The following is a 21,012-nucleotide window of genomic DNA, read 5'->3' as shown; positions in this document are numbered from 1 at the left end:
AAAGGAGACATAGGTGAAAATCCGCATAGAGTTGACAGGGATATGCCAAAATATAAATATTATGGACAGTTAAGGAGGCAGCTGCTATGGGAACACTAAAAATTGTATCCTTTATTCCGGGGAGGCTAAGGCTCAAATACAGGGAGATCTATCAATTCAATCCTAGAGCTGCACAGTTAAAACAGAAGCTCTGTAGTATTGACGGTATTCGTAGTGTAGAAGTAAATAGCTCTAGAGATTCGATCTTAATCTTATACAATGAAAAAATCTTGAGTCAAGGACAGATTTGCAGTCTGATTTTAGGACAGAACCTAAATATTCCCACAGGAACGAAAGAAATTTCAAAATCTTTCTTAAAAAATCCGGACAATGAAGACAATAATATAACATACCAAAAAAAGCAGGTAATTGCAGGCGGTGTAGTTTTGGCTTATACCTTTATCAAGACAGTTGTGCTGGGAATACCTATGCTTTCATTAGGGCCCATCAATATTGCATCGGTCACTACCATCGTTATAGGATATGCCCTTTTTAGAAATGGTATAAGCGGTGTGCTGGTACATAAGAAATTCAACAACGATTTGCTAATTTCCGCTGCCACTGTGCTATCCCTGGCCATGAATGAATACATGACTGGTTTAGTGGTCATCGGGCTCATCAATCTCAGTGAGCTGTTTGAAGCAATGACAGTAGACCGGTCTAGAAAGGCTATACGCAATATGCTGGATAATCATCAAGAAAAGGCCTGGCTGCTGGTGGATGGGATAGAAGTGTCCGTGGATGCAGAAGCACTAAAGGTGGGAGATACTGTGGTCATACACAGCGGGGAGAAAATTCCTGTGGATGGAATTGTCCTCTACGGAGAGGCCGTAGTGAATCAGGGTCCTATTACCGGTGAATCGGTGCCGATCATTAAGGAAAAGGGAGATACAGCCTTTTCGGGAACCATCGTAGAGCAGGGTAAAATACTTGTACAGGCCAATAAGGTAGGGGATGATACCTCTATTTCCCGAATCATTCATATGATTGAGGAAGCCAGTACCACAAGGGCACCCATACAAAATATTGCTGATATCTATGCCGATAAATTAGTTCCCTATTCCTTTTTACTATCAGGATTGGTATATTTATTGACTGGGGACTTTATCCGCGCAGTGACCATACTGATCGTTGCCTGTCCCTGTGCTGCCGGCCTTGCAACACCTACAGCCTTAGCAGCGGCACTGGGGAATGCAGCAAAAAAAGGGATTCTCATCAAAGGAGGCAGGTATTTAGAAGAAATGGGACAAGTGGATACGGTTCTTTTCGATAAAACGGGAACTCTTACAAAGGGAAAACCCTTTGTGACTTCTATATATATGCTGGATCAAGAAGTGAATCAAGAAGAAACCATGTACTTAGCTGCCTGCTGCGAACAAGGCAATCGGCACCCTCTTGCTACAGCTGTAGTCAGCAAGGCACTGGAAATGGGCATTAAGCCGGAAACACCTGAGGAAGTGGAAGTGGTAGTAGGCCGGGGTGTGATCGCAGCCATCAAGGAAAGTCAAATTGTCCTTGGCAGCAAGCGAATGATGAAGGAACAGCACATCGATACTTCTATAGGGGCAGAAGCTGAAGAAAGAATGAAGAAAGCTGGTGAGACCACCATCTATATGGCAAGGAATGGAATACTAGTTGCCCTTATCGGCATCAAGGATGTGGTAAAAGAAGAAAGTGCAGGAGCTGTAGATGGACTAAAACAAAGAAGGATCGGTCATATTGCCATGATTACGGGAGACCATCAGGCCACTGCCGAAGCTATTGCAGGCCCTCTGGGCATAGAAGATATCTATAGCGACGTTTTGCCCGAAGGGAAAGCAGCCATCGTACGGCAGGAGAAGAAAAAGGGAAGGAAGGTACTGATGGTGGGAGACGGGGTAAATGATTCTCCGGCCTTAGCTATTGCAGATGTGGGTGTTGCTATGGGAACGGGAGGAACAGATATTGCCATTGAAACCGCAGATATCGTGTTGGCAGGGGATGATCCGCAAAAGATTCTGGAAGCTATAGATATCAGCAGAAAAACCATCGGTGTGATCAAACAAAGTTATGGGATCGCCATCGGCATCAATGCCCTGGGGGTTATTCTGGGAGCAGGAAGGCTGATTTCACCCTTTATGGCCGCCATTCTGCACAATCTCAGTACGGTAGGTGTAGTTTTGAATTCCGGGAGATTATTAAAGTACCAATCGAATAAAGGTACTATCAATAAGGGGCTATAAGAAACAGTATTTTTACAGAAAATCTTCTCTGATATTGTAGGATTTTGCAGGGACAGGCCTCAAGGCCTGTCCTTTAAAATAGACCATTTTATTGCCTAACAGAAGGGGGATTGGGCAATAATTAGGTATAGTTTCAGAGTCGAATGATGCAAATAGGAATTACTTGCATTTATAAAAAATGTGTGATATATTCGAGCTAGGTAAACGAACAGCACTTCGTTTCCACCCATCTCTGCAGCAGCAATCAGGCTGCTGCATTTTTTAAGGAGACCATTACATAGAAGGGAGTTTATAGGATGAAAAGTAAGGGTAATATTTTGATTGTAGTGCTTTTGATCGTAACAATGGTGCTATCCGCTGGTTGCGGGAAAGTTAATACGCCTCCTGCCCAAGGGGAAGGAGTAGAAGAAAAACTGCTGGTATATGCAAGCTTTTATCCCATGTATGATTTTGCCACAAAAATTGGCGGGGATAAGGCAGAGGTCAGAATGATGGTACCGCCGGGAGTAGAAGCCCACGACTGGGAGCCTACGGCAAAGCTGATGGGAGAAATTGAAAAGGCTGATGTGCTTATTTATAATGGATTGGATATGGAGCCTTGGGCAGATAAGCTATTGGGAGCCATACAAAATGATAAATTGATAACAGTAGAAGCAGTTGAAGGAATAGAGCTTTTGAAAACAGAGGAAGAAGCGGAAGATGAGCATGAGGAAGAAGATCATGCCCATGGAGAATTCGATCCTCATGTATGGTTAGATCCAATGAATGCCATGAAGCAGGCAGAAAACATTAAAAATGCCTTTATTCAGGCAGATGAGGCTAATAAGGATTATTATGAGGCTAATTATCAGGAATTTGCAAAAAAACTAATAGCTTTAGATGAGCAGTTTAAGCAGGAATTAAGCAGTCTAAAGAGAAAAGAAATAGTAGTTGCCCATGCAGCCTTTGGTTATCTGACCAATCGGTACGGCTTGGAACAGATTGCTATCCGGGGCATATCACCACAGGAAGAACCGAGTGCTGCAAAGATGGCGGAGATCAGTAAATTTGCTAAACAGCATGATGTTAAATATATTTTCTTTGAAACGCTAACCAATCCAAAACTGGCAGAGGTATTGGCAAGAGAGGTGGGAGCACAGACCATGGTGCTAAATCCCCTTGAAGGGCTCACCGAGGAAGAGCTAAAAGCTGGAAAGGACTATTTTGCTGTCATGGAGGAAAATTTAGCTGCACTGAAAAAAGCGTTAGGAGAATAATGCATGGAAAAGATCATTCAATTAAGGGATGTATCCTTTGGCTATGATGGCAACCGGGTACTGGAGAAAATCAATTTAGATATTTTTGAGGGGGATTATTTAGGGATTGTGGGGCCAAACGGCTCCGCAAAAAGTACCCTCTTAAAGCTCATGCTCAATATCCTGAGTCCCCAGGAGGGGAGCATCCGGCTGTTCGATCAGGAACAGCATCGCTTTAAAGACTGGGGCAAGATTGGGTATGTTCCCCAGAAGGCCACATCCTTTAACAGCAGCTTTCCGGCTACTGTAGAAGAGGTAGTAGGTGCCAACCTCTATCCGTTGATAGGACTTTTTAAACCCATGGGAAAAAAATACCGTGATAAAATCTATGAAGTCCTTCAGGTAGTAGGAATGGAATCTTATGGAAAGCGGCTGATCGGCAACTTATCGGGAGGGCAGCAGCAAAAGGTTTTTATCGCCAGAACCCTTGTGAGCTCGCCCCAGGTTATCTTGCTGGATGAACCTACCGTAGGGATTGATTTGAAATCCCAGGGAGAGTTTTACCAGCTTCTGGAGAAGCTAAATAAAGAAATGGGTATTACCATTGTTATGGTATCTCATGACATCGGTGTGATCACTGAAAAGGTAAGCCGTGTAGCCTGCATGGGGGATAAACGTCTGGTAACACACCACAGCTGCTGCAACATTCCTTTTAATGAAGTGCTGACTCAGTTTTACGGAGACAAAATGAAGTTGATGGTTCATAAACACAATCACTAAATAAAGGAGCAGTAGTATGTTAGAAATTTTACAATACAGCTTTATGCAGAGAGCACTGCTGGCGGGTATGATTATCGGAATTTTATGCCCTCTAATTGGTATTTTTATAGTACTCCGTAGAATGTCCCTGATCGGTGACAGTTTATCCCATGTGGCCTTAGCCGGGATTGCAGCAGGGATTCTGACAGGGATATATCCCCTTGGAATGGCCTTGGGTGCTTCCGTATTGGCAGCCTTGGCTATTGAAAAACTGAGAAAAACCTATGAACAGTATGCGGAGCTGGCCATAGCCATTATTCTATCCGCAGGGATTGGCATTGCAGTCGTGCTGATCAGTATGGCAAGGTCCTTCAACGTGGATTTATTCGGCTATCTATTTGGAAGTATAACTACTGTGCTGCCGGAGGATTTAAGGCTGATTGCTGCCTTAGGTCTATTCATTATCGGTTCAGTGGCATTATTATATAAAGAATTATTCTATATTGCCTTTGATGAAGAGGCTGCTGCTTTGGCGGGAATCCCTGTCCAGTGGATTAATATTTTCTTTATCATCGTGATTGCTGCCACGATTACATTGTCCATGCGCATTGTAGGGGTGCTGTTGGTTTCTTCCCTGATGGTTGTTCCGGTGGCCACCAGTCTTCAGATTGCAGGCAGCTTCAAACAAGCTATGCTATTCTCTTTGATCTTTGCAGAACTGGCTGTGATTTCTGGGATTATTATATCCTTTTATTTTGAACTGGCTTCAGGAGGAACCATTGTTTTAGTTTCTATCTTCATTCTGATAGCAGTGCTTTTGGGAAAAAATATACGGCAGGGTATCCAGGCAAAAAAAACAGTATCGGAAAATAAGAAGACGGCCTCTTTATAGGAGGGTAGGTCTATGAAGCGATTCAATGTGAATGAGTGGATCTGGTTTGCAATTTTACTGGGGTTTTCCTACTATATCTATAATCTGATTGCTACAGAAAAGATAGCTGTATTTATTCATCCTAAAATGATGAAATATGTGTACTTCTCCCTATTTGTATTTGTATTGCTTTCTATTTTTCAGATCAGGAGGCTTTTTCGCAGGAGCCATTCAACACCTGTAAAATTAGGCTATATCTTATTTATCATTCCCCTGATTCTGGGCTTTGGTGTAAATCCTCAGGGACTAAGTGCGGATGTGGCGGCAAAAAAGGGTATTACCTTCAATCAAGGGAAAGGTTCTATTTCCATACAAAATGGGCAGCCCCTATAGAAATTCATTTTATTTTCGAAGCTGAATTTTATAGGAATAAACAATCTATAAGCTATTTTGCGGAATAGTAGAATGCTGTGAGCTAGTACAGCTTGATAGGATTGTCATCCTGAACATAGGGAAGGATCTTGAGATCAAATCAATAGACCCATTCGCTGTGCTCAGGGTGACACGCTGTGATGGAGATAGATGTAGGGGCCAACAGTGTTGGCCCGCTGTGAATATGTATCGGTAGAACGATGTTCTCCCCTACAAATGATCTATTTGCTGATAGACATTAATCTGCAGAGAACCGTCGTAAGGGCAGACGACGGTGCAGACCAACAGAATAGAAGGGTTCTAATGTAGGGTTGGGCCTCTGTGCCCAACCGAATGGATAAAATCTTGATGGCGGGCATGGAAACCCGCCACTACGCATATGCGCATGAATGACATATATTCTAATTTGGAATGGCACAGGAGTAGTTCCTTACGCCAGATCCGGACATTTCCTTGTATAGATGGTCGGACGATTCCGTCCGACCATCTGTGTTATCTCTTTCTTATTGAGCTATCAAAAAAACTCATTGATATAGTTCTGATGTTTTGGAAAAATCTGTGCTAAAAGATTCAGCTTCTCCGGCTGTATCCGTATAAGCTCTAGCCGGATCGCCTGATCCATGTCAATAGCCCCCCAAAAAAGCTGGGAAAAGGCGTTGATACTGCAATACAGGTCTATATTCTCTCCAGAATAGGAAGCAACTTGAGCGGTACCTTTTTCTACGGTAACAAGAAATTTCCCGTGATTCCATGGCGCTGTTAAGTCCTGCACAGCTAAGGAAAACTCTCCGGAGACGGAAGATTCGAAGGAAAGATTCTCTAAAGCCATCTTTACATCTACTACCCTGCCAGCCATGAAGGGAAGGACTTTTACAGAGTTTACTGCCTTTGGTGTGATTCTGTCGGGAAGATACAAATAGGTTGGATCTCCCATGGGAGCAGTCCAGCCAACTTGATCCACTTGGGCTTTATGGCGATATAGAAAATCAAAAATAGCCCTCTGAGCCCAGGCAGTAGTGTACGCGATTTCTTTGGCAAAGAGCCTATGCTTTTCAAGGTAATACAACACATAGCCCACGGGCTGATGCTGATCGTCCCGAAGCAGCCGGGCATAACCGCCGTCGCAATATAAATCCTTTAACAGATTTAACCAATCCCTATGACTTCTGGCAATATAGCCTTGATAGGATGTCAGCCATTGGCGGTACACAGCATCCATAGAGGAAATATCCTTCTCAAGGGATACCATAGAAAATAGACCTCCCGGTTGAGATATTTTTCGCAAACTATCGGGGGGAACTTCATAACGAAGCTGGGTATAGCATAGTTCCCAGCCATAGGGTTGATAATAGGTGGTATCAAAGGGCATGAGTATGGATAAGCTGTGATTTCTCCGCCTCATTTCCTGCAAAGATGCTTCCAGTAAGGGTTTCATGAATCCCCGATTACGAAATTCCGGTGCCGTAATTACCCCTACTACGTAGGAGGCAGAAAAGCTGCTGCCTTTCAATTTTAACCTATAGGGATTAAGCTGCAGGCAGGATACAAGCTGGTTCTCGAAAAACACACCTATTGAATTTTCAGGCTTAAACACTTCATCAAAATACCAGCTATAGAAGGGTTCATTTTTTTCAAAGGCATATCCCCACAGCTCTTTTGCAGTGGGGATATGGTTTTTATCCAGCAGTCGAATATTCATATACACCTCTACTCCACAACCACATCGTATTTTTCTAATAGCCTAATGGGATGATAAGATTCTTTTGCCTTTCTCAGATTTGCAAAGCCCATATCTTCCTCACGATTTACATATTGAATATCCTTGCATTCTTCCTGGCAGAATAGAAAGTTGATAGCTTGATAAAGGCCCCGGATTTCAGCATTGGCTTTTTCGATGTGAATCAACATCGTATCAGCATCGGTTTGCTCTCCTAAGGTAAAAGCTTCTACCTGGCCATTGATGAGAAGGGCTGCCCCTTTGTAGTCCAACTGCTTCATGTGTTTCAGGGCCTCACCAACGGCCCTTTCTTCATTCTCCAATAAGTCCTTTTCCAAAGGGGAGTAATCTCCTGCCTTTAATCTTCTCGTCAAATTTATGCATTCATCTACAAGAGATGGAGTTATAGGAATATATTCATAGGAGGTGTTGCGCATAAAAAAGTTCAAGTGATTTTTTTTACTGTGATATTTTCGTCCCTGCAGCGTGGATAAATCCTTTGCAGCATAAATATAGTCAAAATTATCGCGATCACTTTTAAAGATGAGCCGGTGGGACTTTAGGTTTTGAAAATCCTCCAGCATGTGTACCGGTAAAAACTTTATCTTTAGAGGGTAAGAAAAAATCTTAAAGCGGTTTTTTAAGATCGTCAAAGTATGAGAAAGAACTGCCGGATCATAGGATTTTTGGGCCAGGGGCGGAAGGATAAAGGGTTCCCCATAATAATAGCCCGATATACATAGCAGTCCATTGATGACTTCATAGCGAAGGCTGTAGAGATGCCGCCACATGAAAAGGTTGGTGAAATTAATATCAGAAGCCTGATAGGGAAAACTTTGAATATAGCGATTAAATAGTTCCTGATCCTCAATGCGGATTTCGTTAGAAAGTAAGTTTGTCGTGTCTACGTATGCTTGACATGGTAACATAATAATCCCCTTAACTATAAATTTGTATTGGCTACTCCTTATGCTTATTTTTCCGGAAATAGCTGATTTATTTATACCCCAAAATATACCCCCTAATCCAACAGCAGGGTTATTGAACACTCCAGGAATATTATACCTTTTTATTTTTATAAAATCAAAAAATCCTTTGACAGGAAAAGTAAAGCTATACTATAATTATAAATGAAAACAATAATCATTTCCAATTAAGAAACACTATTATCATTTGGAGGGATGAAGATGGAGAGACAATCTGGTAAGTGCTATTGTGTACATAGAGATACAACAGATTTTCTACATTGGTTAATTGAAATATTAGGGCCCGTAATCTTAGGCGCTAAACCCTCAGAAATACTCAGCTTTCCACTGCATGAAGCAGACAGCATGATGAAAATCAGCGCAATAGAGTCGATTTTCGACCAGGACAGTAAGATTGCGTACAAAAAAATAAACTACCACAATAAATGTGTAAAGCTATTGTTCTATCATCCCTGTGTTCTGGAGGAGACCTTGAAGGAACCAAAAAATTTGAGGTTTTTAAAACATATGGGTTATAGTACAGAATATGAATTGGAAAAGTATTTGGAATACTTAACGGAAAAGATTAGACAAGGAAATATTCCTGATGAAATCGGGGTTTTTCTTGGATACCCATTAAAGGATGTGCTGGGGTTTATGGGACATCCTTCCCTAAAGCTTACGAAGATCAATGGATGGAGGGTTTACGGGGATGAACGGCTTTCTGATCGAAAATATAATGAAATTCTTAGAACAAAAAACCAAATCAAAAGAATGCTGCAGTGCAGCACACCAAAAAGTATTATCCAATCAGCTTCTTAATTAAATAATCCTAAGCAGGAAGCCTTCTGCTTAGGATTATTTTTTAAGATTACATTTCTCACAGTATCCGTAGAGTTCAAACTTATGGTCTGTTAAAGTAAACTGTTTATTGATTTTTTCATAAATGTGGGGAAAAGGGCAAAAATCAATGGATTCCGTTTTGCCGCAGCCCTTGCAGATAATATGATGATGGTGAGTGTCCTCCATGATTAGACCATAGTAGAAGGTACCATCGCTAATATTGGTCTTATGCAGAATGTCCAACTTTTCAAACAGTTCCAGATTTCTATAGATGGTAGAGAAGTTGGTTTGAGCATATTTTTCCTTGGATTTCATATATATTTCCTCTGCAGACAGAAACCGGTTCCTATGCTCGAAAAATACGTCCAGCATGGCATTACGCTGGGGTGTAAGCTTATATTCATGATCCTTTAAGATCTGTATTAACTTATCTTTATCAACCACGGAATTCACTCCCATAACTCTGTTTCTCTTATTGTATAATATTATGCCCATGAAAGCAATGGATATAGCTGTAGGGCAAGATGGCCAATGAATGACAGAAATGAGGATTTTTTCAACGGCAAGGGATTTATAGTTTATCTGAAAAAAGCCGGCGGGTGATCATCTCCCGCCGGCTTTATGAATGGATGGGGTTACATTAGTGCTTAGCTTCCGCATAGTCATAGGTAGGCTCTGCGTCGCGATCCTCTTTGCCATCAATTGAGAAATATATCATAATACACACTAAAATCAGCAGAATTTCCATCCTATCACCACCAATTATTTTATAGATAAATTATAGCATAATAATATTCTGAAAATTACAATGTCATTAATTTGTAATAAAAATGTAATTCGTGTAATAAAATGGAAAACTTGTCCAAAAAGTTTCTTAATAACAGTGCATATAGTGGATTTCCAATAGTTGTGAAATTGATTAAAAATTACATAGAGTAGTTATGTAACAAAGAGAAAAAAATATTAGCAGGAAACAAAATATTTATCCTTTGGAAAGGAGATCTAGAAATATGAGATTGCATAAATCAATGATAGTATTTGTAGTATTTGCCCTTATTATTGGGCTGGTAGCAGCAGGCTGTGCTCCTGCAAGAAGACCTATCACCGACAGAGGGGTAACACCTGGAACACCTGGTGTCGGTGGAATGGGCGGTGCCGGCGGAACAACCGGAACAGCTCCGATACCTCCTGCAACTGAGCCCCTGCCTCCTGGAGATGTAGGGCCGACTAGAGATCTTGGTGGAGCCGTAAACAGAGAAACTGAAAATAGAATTCAAAGAGAAGTAGAGGCTATGAATGGTGTAAGAAATGCAGTAGTCATTGTGAACGAAAATGCCGCCTATATTGGCGTAGAAATGGAAGGCGCTCGTGCAGGGCAGCTTACAACCGATATGAGAGATCAGATTGTAGAGAGAGTTCGGCGGGTAGAACCGACGGTTACAAGAGTTCAGGTATCAGCAGAAACAGGAGTGGTAGAACGATTGAGAGGTTTTGGTACAGAGATTAGAGGTGGAAGACCAGTAACTGGTTTTATGAGAGATATTGAAGATCTATTTAGAGCACCTGCGGGAACACGATAATTAAAAAATCCCCACAAATAAGAACCGGAAATTTCCGGTTCTTATTTGTTTTAGGAATATGAAAAGAGTATGCACCACCGATTTTCCTGGAACATAAGATATAGTACTTAGAATTTTCTTTTTTGAGATGTTCACCACACAGGGTACTAATGGAGTAGAGGGTGTAGAAAACTTTAATTTGTACACAAAATGAACACAATAGGGAAACAGTGCCCCTTTAACCTGCTAAGCTTAATGGATTTGACATAATTTTCTCCTGGAGTCAGGCGTAGTTGTCTGAGAGAAGCTAACTTCCCATTGAGCTATGGTGGGTTATCTAACAATGGCATCATAATTGCAATAAGTATAGTTAGTTTATTTATTAACAAAAAAAAGGGGGACTATACATGGGACACACCTACGAAGAAATAAAAATAGGAGACAAGGCCAGTTTCGAAAAGACAGTAACAGAAACGGATATTTACCTTTATGCAGGAATAACCGGTGATCTGAATCCTGCCCATATCAATCAAAGGGTAGCGGAGAATAGTATGTTTAAGGGCAGGATTGCCCATGGAATGCTGTCAGCAGGTTTTATTTCTGCTGTTTTAGGAATGCACCTGCCGGGACCGGGAACCATCTATCTTTCTCAGGAGCTTAAGTTTATGGCGCCGGTTTTTATAGGGGATACCATCCGGGCTGAGGCAGAAGTTATTGAAAAAATGGAAAAGGGAAGGATCCGATTGAAAACTGCCTGCTATAATCAGGAGGGAAAAACAGTGTTAGATGGGTTTGCTGTTGTATTAGCTCCGAAAAACCGTTAATAAAGTAACCATAAAAAGCCTAGGAAAGTATTCCTAGGCTTTTCGCAGGGAAAGGGCTAAAAGCAGCTAATGACGAAATATGTTCACTTTCTGTACACTGGTAGAATGGGGATAACGCCAGCAAATAACAGGGTTTAGGAAATAATTTGAACCTATCAAATGTGTAAATATTATGAACAATCCTATGGGTTCCAGGAAAAGAAGTATAAGGATAGGTCAGGATGATATGGGAAAGAAGCCGCTCAAGAGCCAGAAAAATCAAGAGTGCAGAATGCTTTCTAATGAATTTGTGAACCGGTGATACGGCAGAGATTCTAGTTTGGCACGATCCTTGCGAAAATAATAAATGAAAACATTTTCACAAGTAAGGAGGTTGTGTAGATGAGAGTAAGATTTACAACAGCAGAAGAAGCAGTAAAGATTATAGATAGCGGGAAAACAATTGCCACAGCCGGGTTTGTAGGAAACGCGGTTCCTGAAGAATTAGAAATAGCTCTGGAAAAACGGTTTGTTGAAACAGGGGAACCAAAAAATATGACCTTGGTATATGCAGCAGGACAAGGTGATGGAAAGGAACGGGGATTAAACCATTTAGGCCATGAAGGATTGCTGAAGCGTGTTATCGGGGGACACTGGGGTCTAGTGCCTAAGGTTCAAAAACTAGCCTTTGAAAATAAAATTGAGGCATATAACCTGCCTCAAGGGGTAATATCCCATATGTTTAGAGATATCGCAGCAGGAAAACCGGGAACCATCACCCATGTGGGATTAAAAACCTTTGTAGACCCAAGGATCGAAGGCGGTAAGCTCAACAAGGCTACAACAGAAGAGATTGTTGAGGTGGTAAAGGTACATGGAGAAGAATATTTGCTGTATAAGACATTTCCCATTGATTATGCCTTTATTCGCGGTACCTATGCCGATGAGAATGGGAATGTGACTATGGAAAAAGAAGCAGGCTCCCTGGAAGTGCTGTCCATGGCCCAGGCAGTTAAAAACTCTGGAGGAAAGGTAATTGTACAGGTCCAAAAAGTAGTAAAGAGCGGGACATTAGATCCAAAGCTGGTAAAAATACCAGGCATTTATATCGATACCATTGTAGAAGTTCAAAATCCGGAAAATCATATGCAGACCTTTGCAGAAAGCTACAATCCTGCTTACTGTGGCGAAGCAATTGTACCGGTAAACTCTGTTAAGCCTCTTGCTTTGGACGAAAGAAAAATCATAGCAAGACGGGCGGCCATGGAGCTGATACCCAATGCCATTGTGAACCTGGGGATTGGAATGCCGGAAGGGGTTGCGCTAGTAGCCAATGAAGAAGGCGTAGGAAACCAGATGGTGCTTACAGTGGAGCCGGGGCCTATCGGAGGAATACCTGCCGGGGGCTTAAGCTTTGGTGCCGCAGTAAATGCAGAGGCAATTATTGACCAGCCCTATCAATTTGATTTTTATGACGGCGGAGGCTTGGACGTGGCCTTCCTAGGTTTAGCTCAATGTGATGAAGCAGGAAATATCAATGTAAGTAAATTTGGCCCTAAAATAGCAGGGTGTGGCGGATTTATCAATATAACTCAAAATGCCAAGAAAGTAATCTTCTGCGGAACTTTTACGGCGGGAGGCTTAGAGATTGCAGCAGAGGGCGGAAAGCTGATCATTCAAAATGAGGGAAAAGTAAAGAAGTTTATTCAACGGGTAGAGCAAATCACCTTCAGCGGCGATTATGCAAAGGATATACAGCAACCGGTATTATATATTACTGAACGTGCCGTATTCAAATTGGAAAAAGAGGGACTTGTATTAAAGGAAATCGCTCCGGGGATAGATGTAGAAAAAGATATTCTGGCCCATATGGAGTTTAAGCCGATCATAGATGAGAATTTAAAGGTCATGGATGAGAAAATTTTCAGAGAAGAAAAAATGGGGTTAGTTTTATCCCCAAAAGAGATCTGCGATATTGAAGCATTGGAAGCCAGTGCATAGAGGTATGACAGGGATTTTTCTGCTTCGACAGAACTGTTCTGAGGAACAAACCAAATTCTGGGGAAATCCCCTGGCTTTGGCGCTGTTTTCTTAATATTTTGTAATATATAATTTTAAATGAGGAGGTATTATAATGGGTGTTTTTGGTATTCTTCTATCCTTAGGCTTATTGATGTATCTGGCCTACCGAGGTATAACCGTATTGGTGCTGGCACCGCTGTTGGCTTTGCTGGCGGTACTGATGAGTGGCGGTGCATCTCTGCTGCCTACTTATACAGAAGTTTTTATGGTAAACCTGGCCAATTACCTTAGACAGTATTTCCCACTATTCTTACTGGGTGCGATCTTCGGTAAACTGATGGACGAGACTGGCGCAGCAAAGGCTATTGCCCATGCTATCGTTCAGAAGCTGGGAAAAGAAAGAGCCATTCTTGCAATTGTATTATCCTGCGGTATTTTAACTTATGGCGGTGTATCCCTGTTCGTAGTTGCTTTTGCAGTGTATCCTCTGGCAGCAGCCTTATTTAGAGAAACAGGTACGCCAAAGCGATTAATTCCTGCTTGTATTGCTTTAGGATCCTTTACCTTTACGATGACTGCGCTGCCTGGAACGCCGCAGATCCAGAATGCCATTCCCATTCCTTTCTTTAAGACAGATGCTTATGCAGCCCCTATTCTTGGACTTATTGCCGGAATCATGATGTTTACATTGGGAACCCTATGGATTCAACGCAGAGCAAAGAAGATGATCGCTGCAGGAGAAGGCTACCTGCCGGATCATATGACCGATGAAACTGCAGCAACAGTAGAAGCTGATGTAGAAGTAAAGATGCCTTCTTTAGGAATATCCCTTGCACCTATCGGTATTGTTTTAGTACTAAACTTCTGGTTATCTAAAATGTACTTCCCGGGCCAAATAGAAGCCTTAACGCCGATCCTTGAAAAGTTTAACACCACACCAGGAAAGGTAATTGGTATATGGAGTATTATTGTATCCCTAGTAATCTCTATCCTATTTATTCTACTCACAAACTATAAGAGAATTAATGTGATGGAAGCAGTAAACAAAGGAGCCTATGGTTCCATGCTTGCTATACTCAATACCGCATCAGAAGTGGGTTATGGAAATGTTATTGCAGGTTTGACAGCCTTTGCAGCAGTAAAAGCCGCCCTATTGGGGGTAGCACCGGGAAATCCGCTGATTTCTGAAGCCATTTCTGTAAACGTGCTGGCGGGAATCACCGGTTCTGCTTCAGGAGGAATGAGTATTGCTTTGGGAGCTCTAGGAGAAACCTATTATAATCTGGCCTTGGAGAAAGGAATCAACCCACAGGTACTGCATAGAATTGCAGCCTTATCCTGCGGCGGCTTAGACTCCCTTCCACACAACGGAGCCGTAATCACCCTGCTGGGTATTTGCGGACTAAATCACAAATTGTCCTATGCGGATGTAGGTATGGTATCTGTAGTTATTCCTTTAGCCACTACAATAGTAGCCATTATTCTTGGAACCATCGGTATCGTATAAAATAAAGACATAAGCAAAAGGCAATAGCACAAATCCTGTCATTATTAGGGTTTGTGCTATTTGTACCTTTCGTAGCTTCTGAAATTTGATGCACCCGGTAGTAAAGCTGAGGAGGATCATTTGAAGAACATATAGAGGAGAAGGGATCTATGGACAAAATTCATGAATTAATCAAGGTGGCTCCAGATTTCTATCGGTTTTTAACAACCATTCAAGGCGAAGAAATTTTTATGACTATATCAGACAAACAGAACTTTATATATGCTAAATGGATGCCGAATTTTGATCTGGGAATTCGCTCCGGCGATATCATCAAGGAAAACTCTGGAGCCTATGCGGCACTGACAAAAAAAGTCCCTATTCGAAGAGAAATGGATAGGAGTATATTTGGCGTCCCCTACATTGTGTACTGCCAGCCTATTTTAGAAAAAGAGCAGGTAATCGGAACCATAAATATTGCAATAAAGACTTCAAAAAAAGATATTCTAATGGAGTCGGCCAATGACTTAAATCATTTTTCTAATGAGGTTTTTGCTGCTATGCAGGGCATCGCTGCACAAGCCAATATTTTAGACCAGGTTGGTGAAGATATGATGTGTGAAGCCACAGCGGCTAAGCAGCAGCTGGAAACCGCATCGGATTTAATAAAGGGGATTAAAAAAATTGCAGACCAAATCAACCTGTTGGGCTTGAATGCAGCCATTGAAGCAGCCAGAGTAGGTGAGAATGGAAAAGGATTTATGGTTGTAGCGGAAGAAATTCGCAAGCTCTCGGGAGAAAGCAAAGGCTTTGTGGACAAAATAGGACAATTTTTGTTAAATATAGAGCAGACCTCCGCAGTAATAAAGAAAAAAAGTCAACTGATCCATGATGCAGCGAAGGAACAAAGTAAAATGAGTGAAGAAACCGTCAAGACGGTCGAAACCCTGACTACGATGGTTGGAAAATTGCGGGACGTGGCTGAAAAGATAGGTTAATTGCATCAACATATTCTATTTGGAAAAAGTGAACATAACTATTTATTAAGTAAAAGTTTTAGGGGGATGGAGGATGGAGAAGGAAACCATCGAAGTAATCAGCTTGTTTGAAGGGGAAAAAACCCTAGAGGAGGCCCTTGTGGAGTTACTGATCCTAAAGCTGAATAATAAATAGGAGGGTTAGCCTTTGAGATGTGCTGTATACGTTCGTGTTTCTACAGAAATGGAAACACAAAATACCAGTATTGCACATCAGATAAGCTATTTTGAAAAGTACGTAGAGGAAAGAGGCTGGAGCTTGCATAAGGTCTATCAGGACCGAGAAAGCGGTGTTCAGACAAAAAATAGGATAGGCTTGCAGCAGCTTTTATCCGACAGCCGAAGGACAATGTTTGATGCAGTTCTTACGAAAAGCATATCCCGATTTGCCCGAAACACCTTGGAGGGCTTAACAATCATTCGAGAATTAAAAGAAAGAAATATTCGGTTTATTACCATAGAGGATGGTTTTGATTCTCAGGAATATGACGAATTTATGCTTACCCTGCTGCTTTCTATAGCCCAAAAAGAATCGGTCAAAATGAGTGAGCGAATCAGGTTTGGAAAGCTCTGCAGAGCAAAAAATGGAGAATTTAACGGCAGTACGATACCCTATGGCTATAAGAAGGATGGGAAAAATAAATTGATCCCTGCAGGGGATCTATCCACACTAGTGGTGCAGCAAATATTCCGCATGTATCTGGAAGGCCTGGGGCTATATAAAATTGCAAAGGAGCTCAATGAAAAGGGCTATCCGACGCCGGGGCAGAGGGCAGGAAGGAGCAACAGCAGCAAGCTCTGGCATCAGAGTACCATCCGCAAGATTCTTAGCAATCCCGTATATATGGGAGATATGGTACAGAATAAAACGAAAACCATAGATGTACTGACGGGCAAGCGTACAGAAAACCGAGCCGGCGACCTGATTTATGTACCCAAAACCCACGAGGCCATTATAGACCCTCAAATTTTTCACAGCGTACAAAACCGGCTGGGACGGAAGCATCAAGCCCGGACAGGCTATCAGAAGCATCTTTTTTCTAATCTGCTGATCTGCGGTGAGTGTGGCAGTAAAATGCATTTTAAAAAGGATAGAGAAGCCTATTTGTGCGGCAGGGTAAATAAAATGGGAAAAAAAATGTGCAGAGGTACATACATTTCTGAGGAAATGATAAAGACAGCGGTATGTACGGATCTGAGGAGATTGATTCAAAACCATATCCCTAAAGAGCCCTTTCTAAAAGAGGTCAAATTAGCGGTTAGGCAGCAGCGGGATGAAAAGAGGATCAGAAGCTTCAACCGGATGATTGAAAAGAGTGAAGGGAAAAAGGAAAGATTATTGGAGCTGCTGCTTCAAAAGGTCATTGACGAGGACAGCTATCAAAAAAAAGTTAAGGAAATTCAGGCAGAAATAGATGCTTTTGAGCACAGAAGAGAGATATTGCTAAAGGACAGGGAAAAAGACAGCAATCATGGATTGTATACAGCGGAACAAATATTAAGGGTGGAAGAATTAGATATTATGACAGTACAAAGTCTGATTCACTCCATTAAAATATTTAAAGAAAAGAAAATAGAAATCAGATATACATTTAGGGTATAATATTAAGTGTACAAAAAGTGTACATAGATCTAAATAGACCAATACACAAAAATGTCTAGCCGTGAACTTAGGACAATGAGAAAGAAATAAGGTATTGGCAGGATACTTGCATGAATAGCAGGTAGAACCTTTTATAAAATTTTCTAAGGAGGAGTATGATCATGAAAGAAGTTGTTATTGCCAGTGCGGTAAGAACCGCAATTGGAAGTTTTAATGGCACTTTAGCAGCATTGTCCCCTGCAGAATTAGGAGCCGTTGTAGTGAAAGAAGCTATCCATAGAGCAGGTATTAAGCCGGAGCAGGTTGATGAGGTATATTTAGGCTGCATCCTGCAATCAGGACATGGACAGGGTGTTGCAAGACAAGCGGCAGTCAAAGCAGGTATCCCTGTAGAGGTTCCGGCTACTACGGTTAATATTCTATGCGGATCCGGTCTTAGAACGGTTTCTTTGGCAGCCCAGACGATTATGACAGGAGATAATGATATCGTAATCGCTGGTGGAACAGAATCCATGAGCCAGGCTCCATATCTTGTAAAACAATCGAGATTTGGCCATAAGATGGGTCATGGGGAATTTATTGATTCTATGATCTATGATGCCTTAACTGATGTATTTAATAACTATCATATGGGTGTCACTGCGGAAAACGTTGCCGAGCAGTGGGGAATCAGCAGAGAAGAACAAGATGCCTTTGCAGCAAGAAGTCAGAACAGAGCAGAACGGGCAAAAAAAGAAGGCAAGTTTAAAGAAGAGATTGTGCCTGTGGAAATTAAGACCAAGAAGGGCATCACTGTATTTGATGAGGATGAATATATCAAAGAAGGGGTTACCGCTGAAGCTTTAGGAAAACTGAAGCCTGCCTTTAAGAAAGATGGTTCGGTTACAGCCGGAAATGCCTCCGGTATCAATGACGGCGCAGCAGCCCTTGTAATTATGTCTAAGGAAAAAGCAGAAGAACTGGGAATTACCCCATTAGCTACCATCGTATCCCATGCTACGACGGGGGTAGATCCAAGCATTATGGGTATCGGCCCTGTTTCAGCATCTAAGAAGGCCCTGCAAAAAGCAGGTCTGACCATTAAAGATATCGACTTGGTAGAAGCCAATGAAGCTTTTGCTGCCCAAGCCCTTGCGGTTGCAAAGGATCTGGAGCTGGAAGATGAGAAAGTAAACGTAAACGGAGGAGCGATTGCTCTTGGACACCCTGTAGGTGCCAGTGGTGCAAGAATCCTGGTAACGCTGCTTCATGAAATGAAGCGCAGAGATGCCAAGCGGGGACTGGCTACCCTTTGTATCGGCGGCGGTATGGGAACTGCATTGATCGTAGAAAGAAAATAGTTTTGGCATAGGGGATGCTTTACTGCATCCCCCTTATTTTAACAATTCACACCAGCGGGATAACATAGACCTGTGAAGGAGGTGTAAGTGCTGTGAAGCGCAAGGAGTATGGATATGTATTTAACACACTGAATACATTGATTGAAATATCTGATGAGGGGATTGTGGTCATCGACAGGGATGAAAATGTCACTTATTTGAACAATGCTGCTGCCCTTATGCTGGAGGTGGATCCCAAGGACTATATTGGACATAAGATGAAAAATCTGATTGAGGACACCACATTGTACCGGGTAATGATTACAAAAAAGCCGGAAAAAGATGTACATTTTAGCAAAAACAACAGAGACTTCATTGCCAATCGCTTGCCTATTTTTGATGGAGAAGAGGTCATCGGCGCCTTAGCACTTTTTAAGGACATCACAGACTATAACCGCATAGATAAAGCCTTAACCGATGAGCGGGAACATTCAAAGATTTTGGAAACCATCATTGAAACAGCCTATGACTGGGTGGTATTAGTGGATAAGAATGGCGTGGTTACAATGATGAGCCAGACCTACTTAGATTTTTTAGGGTTGAGTAAGGAATACGCCATTGGCCGCCATGTTACAGAGGTGATTCCAAATACACGGATGCATATTGTTGCGAAAACGGGAAAAAGCGAAATCGGAGAAATACAGGAAATAAAGGGCAATCATATGATTGCTACCCGTCTGCCTATTGTCATAGATGGCAAAGTCATTGGAGCTGTGGGCAAGGTAAACTTTAAAGATATAAGCGACTTTTATACCATGGCAAAGAAAGTGTCCAATATGGAAAGGGAACTGGAATACTATCGGGATGAGCTAAAAAAGGAAAGAGCCGGAAAGTATTCCTTCGAAAGCATCATCGGGGTCAGCTCGGGGATTGCAAAGCTGAAAAGCATGAGTCAAAAAGTAGCAAAAAGAAGCTCCAATGTACTGATTCTTGGAGAAAGCGGTACTGGAAAGGAGCTGTTTGCCCATGCAATTCACAACCTGAGTATGCGGGCCAATGGTCCTTTTATAAAAGTAAACTGTGCTGCTATACCCTCAGAACTGCTGGAATCCGAATTGTTCGGCTATGAGGAGGGCGCCTTTACCGGGGCCAAGAAGGGTGGAAAAATCGGAAAGTTTGAGCTGGCAGACAAGGGAAGTATTTTCCTGGATGAGATCGGAGATATGGATATGAAAATGCAGGCCAAGCTGCTCCGGGTTTTGCAGGAAAAAGAGATTGAGCGGGTAGGGGGTAATGCTGTAAAGAACATTGATGTTCGAATCATTGCCGCAACCAACAAAAAACTTGACAAAATGGTAGAGGAAGGGAAATTTAGAGAAGACTTATATTATCGCCTAAATGTAGTAACTTTAAATATACCATCCCTTAGAGAACGGAGTCAGGATATTAAACCTTTGGCAAAACATCTGGTGGATAAGCTGTGTCACAATATGGGTATTATCGTAACCAACATTTCAGAGGAAGCCATGCGTTATTTAACCAATTACAGCTGGCCGGGAAATGTCCGAGAACTGGAGAATGTATTAGAACGGGCGTTAAACCTGCTGGATAAAGAAACGGTTATTGAGACCCATCATTTACCGCCGAAAATTGTTGAAAATGCCAACGTTTCCAGTGGAAATACTGAGGACTTGCAAAGCACTTTAGCTCGGATGGAGAAGGAAATCATTTTGAAATGCCTAAAAAATGTAAATGGCAATAAAAAGGAGGCAGCAAAGCGGTTAAATATCAGCAGAACCAGTTTATATCAAAAGCTTGAACGGTACGGATATTAACGATGTAATCCACGTGTGTTCAAAAAGTAAACATACTAAAGCCTTATTTTATCTTATTTCTTCTATTTTGGCGATATAGTTGTGTACATTCTTTGTACACAAAGGCCATAAACCGGGCTGCAAATCCCGGTTCATTCTTTCCTGTGATCTTTTAAGCACAGTCAAGTCCGGGAAAGTAGAGCCTAAACAATCTACAAGGAAAACTTTTTTCACATTGGCATGAACTTTGCGAAATAAAAAGGCAGGTAAATATTTAATCAATGTG

General features: G+C 41.8%; 18 protein-coding genes. 15 read left to right on the top strand and 3 right to left on the bottom strand.

Annotated elements, in window-relative coordinates:
• Positions 1-86: 86 nt before the first annotated feature.
• The 6 genes from BUB56_RS02370 to BUB56_RS19280 all read left to right on the top strand — a co-directional run bounded on the left by BUB56_RS02370 (position 87) and on the right by BUB56_RS19280 (position 5,867).
• Positions 87-2,261: a heavy metal translocating P-type ATPase gene (locus BUB56_RS02370; RefSeq protein WP_110939780.1), complete on the top strand. Its 2,175-nt coding sequence runs from the start codon at positions 87-89 to the stop codon at positions 2,259-2,261.
• A 296-nt stretch (positions 2,262-2,557) separates the two neighbouring features.
• Positions 2,558-3,517, top strand: coding sequence for a metal ABC transporter substrate-binding protein (locus tag BUB56_RS02365; RefSeq protein ID WP_110939779.1), 960 nt, complete (start codon positions 2,558-2,560; stop codon positions 3,515-3,517).
• Between the two features lie 3 nt (positions 3,518-3,520).
• Entirely contained in the window at positions 3,521-4,276 is a 756-nt protein-coding gene (locus tag BUB56_RS02360) for a metal ABC transporter ATP-binding protein (RefSeq protein WP_110939778.1), read from the top strand.
• Between the two features lie 16 nt (positions 4,277-4,292).
• Entirely contained in the window at positions 4,293-5,147 is an 855-nt protein-coding gene (locus tag BUB56_RS02355) for a metal ABC transporter permease (protein ID WP_110939777.1), read from the top strand.
• 12 nt (positions 5,148-5,159) lie between these two features.
• Complete coding sequence (locus BUB56_RS02350) at positions 5,160-5,519, top strand: DUF1980 domain-containing protein (RefSeq protein ID WP_110939776.1); 360 nt, start codon at positions 5,160-5,162, stop codon at positions 5,517-5,519.
• Between the two features lie 207 nt (positions 5,520-5,726).
• Complete coding sequence (locus tag BUB56_RS19280) at positions 5,727-5,867, top strand: hypothetical protein (RefSeq protein WP_190014095.1); 141 nt, start codon at positions 5,727-5,729, stop codon at positions 5,865-5,867.
• Between the two features lie 205 nt (positions 5,868-6,072).
• Here BUB56_RS19280 and BUB56_RS02345 read toward each other — a convergent pair whose 3' ends face one another.
• Positions 6,073-7,257 (bottom strand): GNAT family N-acetyltransferase, encoded by a 1,185-nt coding sequence (locus BUB56_RS02345; RefSeq protein ID WP_110939775.1) that lies wholly within the window; start codon positions 7,255-7,257, stop codon positions 6,073-6,075.
• A gap of 8 nt (positions 7,258-7,265) precedes the next feature.
• Positions 7,266-8,204, bottom strand: a complete 939-nt coding sequence (locus tag BUB56_RS02340; RefSeq protein WP_110939774.1) for a DUF2156 domain-containing protein — start codon at positions 8,202-8,204, stop codon at positions 7,266-7,268.
• Positions 8,205-8,462: 258 nt separating this feature from the next.
• Here BUB56_RS02340 and BUB56_RS02335 point away from each other — a divergent pair, with 258 nt between their 5' ends.
• Positions 8,463-9,062, top strand: coding sequence for a DUF3793 family protein (locus tag BUB56_RS02335; protein ID WP_190014093.1), 600 nt, complete (start codon positions 8,463-8,465; stop codon positions 9,060-9,062).
• Between the two features lie 36 nt (positions 9,063-9,098).
• Here BUB56_RS02335 and BUB56_RS02330 read toward each other — a convergent pair whose 3' ends face one another.
• Positions 9,099-9,527, bottom strand: coding sequence for a Fur family transcriptional regulator (locus BUB56_RS02330; RefSeq protein WP_190014091.1), 429 nt, complete (start codon positions 9,525-9,527; stop codon positions 9,099-9,101).
• Between the two features lie 566 nt (positions 9,528-10,093).
• Between BUB56_RS02330 and BUB56_RS02325 the strand changes: the two genes are divergently transcribed.
• From BUB56_RS02325 to BUB56_RS02290, 8 genes are all read left to right on the top strand, one after another.
• Positions 10,094-10,663 (top strand): YhcN/YlaJ family sporulation lipoprotein, encoded by a 570-nt coding sequence (locus tag BUB56_RS02325; RefSeq protein WP_110939771.1) that lies wholly within the window; start codon positions 10,094-10,096, stop codon positions 10,661-10,663.
• A gap of 386 nt (positions 10,664-11,049) precedes the next feature.
• Positions 11,050-11,466: a MaoC family dehydratase gene (locus BUB56_RS02320; protein WP_110939770.1), complete on the top strand. Its 417-nt coding sequence runs from the start codon at positions 11,050-11,052 to the stop codon at positions 11,464-11,466.
• 381 nt (positions 11,467-11,847) lie between these two features.
• Positions 11,848-13,446, top strand: a complete 1,599-nt coding sequence (locus BUB56_RS02315; protein WP_110939769.1) for an acyl CoA:acetate/3-ketoacid CoA transferase — start codon at positions 11,848-11,850, stop codon at positions 13,444-13,446.
• A gap of 133 nt (positions 13,447-13,579) precedes the next feature.
• On the top strand, positions 13,580-14,974 hold the full coding sequence (locus BUB56_RS02310) for a GntP family permease (protein WP_110939768.1): 1,395 nt from the start codon (positions 13,580-13,582) through the stop codon (positions 14,972-14,974).
• A gap of 149 nt (positions 14,975-15,123) precedes the next feature.
• Complete coding sequence (locus BUB56_RS20075; RefSeq protein WP_110939767.1) at positions 15,124-15,951, top strand: methyl-accepting chemotaxis protein; 828 nt, start codon at positions 15,124-15,126, stop codon at positions 15,949-15,951.
• A 187-nt stretch (positions 15,952-16,138) separates the two neighbouring features.
• Positions 16,139-17,593 carry a recombinase family protein gene (locus BUB56_RS02300; protein ID WP_110939766.1) on the top strand — a complete coding sequence of 485 codons (1,455 nt, stop codon included), beginning with the start codon at positions 16,139-16,141 and terminating at the stop codon, positions 17,591-17,593.
• A gap of 161 nt (positions 17,594-17,754) precedes the next feature.
• Positions 17,755-18,933: an acetyl-CoA C-acetyltransferase gene (locus BUB56_RS02295; protein ID WP_110939765.1), complete on the top strand. Its 1,179-nt coding sequence runs from the start codon at positions 17,755-17,757 to the stop codon at positions 18,931-18,933.
• 92 nt (positions 18,934-19,025) lie between these two features.
• Positions 19,026-20,747, top strand: coding sequence for a sigma 54-interacting transcriptional regulator (locus BUB56_RS02290; RefSeq protein ID WP_242946198.1), 1,722 nt, complete (start codon positions 19,026-19,028; stop codon positions 20,745-20,747).
• Positions 20,748-21,012: the final 265 nt, after the last annotated feature.

Source organism: Geosporobacter subterraneus DSM 17957 (assembly GCF_900142145.1).
GTDB classification, from domain to species: Bacteria; Bacillota; Clostridia; order Peptostreptococcales; family Thermotaleaceae; genus Geosporobacter; species Geosporobacter subterraneus.
Note: the sequence above shows the minus strand (reverse complement) of the source record. Positions and strands in the feature narration are given on the sequence as shown.

Bases quoted from the DNA above. Each gene is read 5' to 3' on its own strand.
- BUB56_RS20075 (WP_110939767.1), top strand. From the start codon at position 15,124: ATGGACAAAATTCATGAATTAATCAAGGTGGCTCCAGATTTCTATCGG.
- BUB56_RS02295 (WP_110939765.1), top strand. From the start codon at position 17,755: ATGAAAGAAGTTGTTATTGCCAGTGCGGTAAGAACCGCAATTGGAAGT.
- BUB56_RS02370 (WP_110939780.1), top strand. From the start codon at position 87: ATGGGAACACTAAAAATTGTATCCTTTATTCCGGGGAGGCTAAGGCTC.
- BUB56_RS02365 (WP_110939779.1), top strand. From the start codon at position 2,558: ATGAAAAGTAAGGGTAATATTTTGATTGTAGTGCTTTTGATCGTAACA.
- BUB56_RS02340 (WP_110939774.1), bottom strand. From the start codon at position 8,204: ATGTTACCATGTCAAGCATACGTAGACACGACAAACTTACTTTCTAAC.
- BUB56_RS02355 (WP_110939777.1), top strand. From the start codon at position 4,293: ATGTTAGAAATTTTACAATACAGCTTTATGCAGAGAGCACTGCTGGCG.
- BUB56_RS02335 (WP_190014093.1), top strand. From the start codon at position 8,463: ATGGAGAGACAATCTGGTAAGTGCTATTGTGTACATAGAGATACAACA.
- BUB56_RS02360 (WP_110939778.1), top strand. From the start codon at position 3,521: ATGGAAAAGATCATTCAATTAAGGGATGTATCCTTTGGCTATGATGGC.
- BUB56_RS02350 (WP_110939776.1), top strand. From the start codon at position 5,160: ATGAAGCGATTCAATGTGAATGAGTGGATCTGGTTTGCAATTTTACTG.
- BUB56_RS02315 (WP_110939769.1), top strand. From the start codon at position 11,848: ATGAGAGTAAGATTTACAACAGCAGAAGAAGCAGTAAAGATTATAGAT.
- BUB56_RS02325 (WP_110939771.1), top strand. From the start codon at position 10,094: ATGAGATTGCATAAATCAATGATAGTATTTGTAGTATTTGCCCTTATT.
- BUB56_RS02310 (WP_110939768.1), top strand. From the start codon at position 13,580: ATGGGTGTTTTTGGTATTCTTCTATCCTTAGGCTTATTGATGTATCTG.
- BUB56_RS02320 (WP_110939770.1), top strand. From the start codon at position 11,050: ATGGGACACACCTACGAAGAAATAAAAATAGGAGACAAGGCCAGTTTC.
- BUB56_RS02345 (WP_110939775.1), bottom strand. From the start codon at position 7,257: ATGAATATTCGACTGCTGGATAAAAACCATATCCCCACTGCAAAAGAG.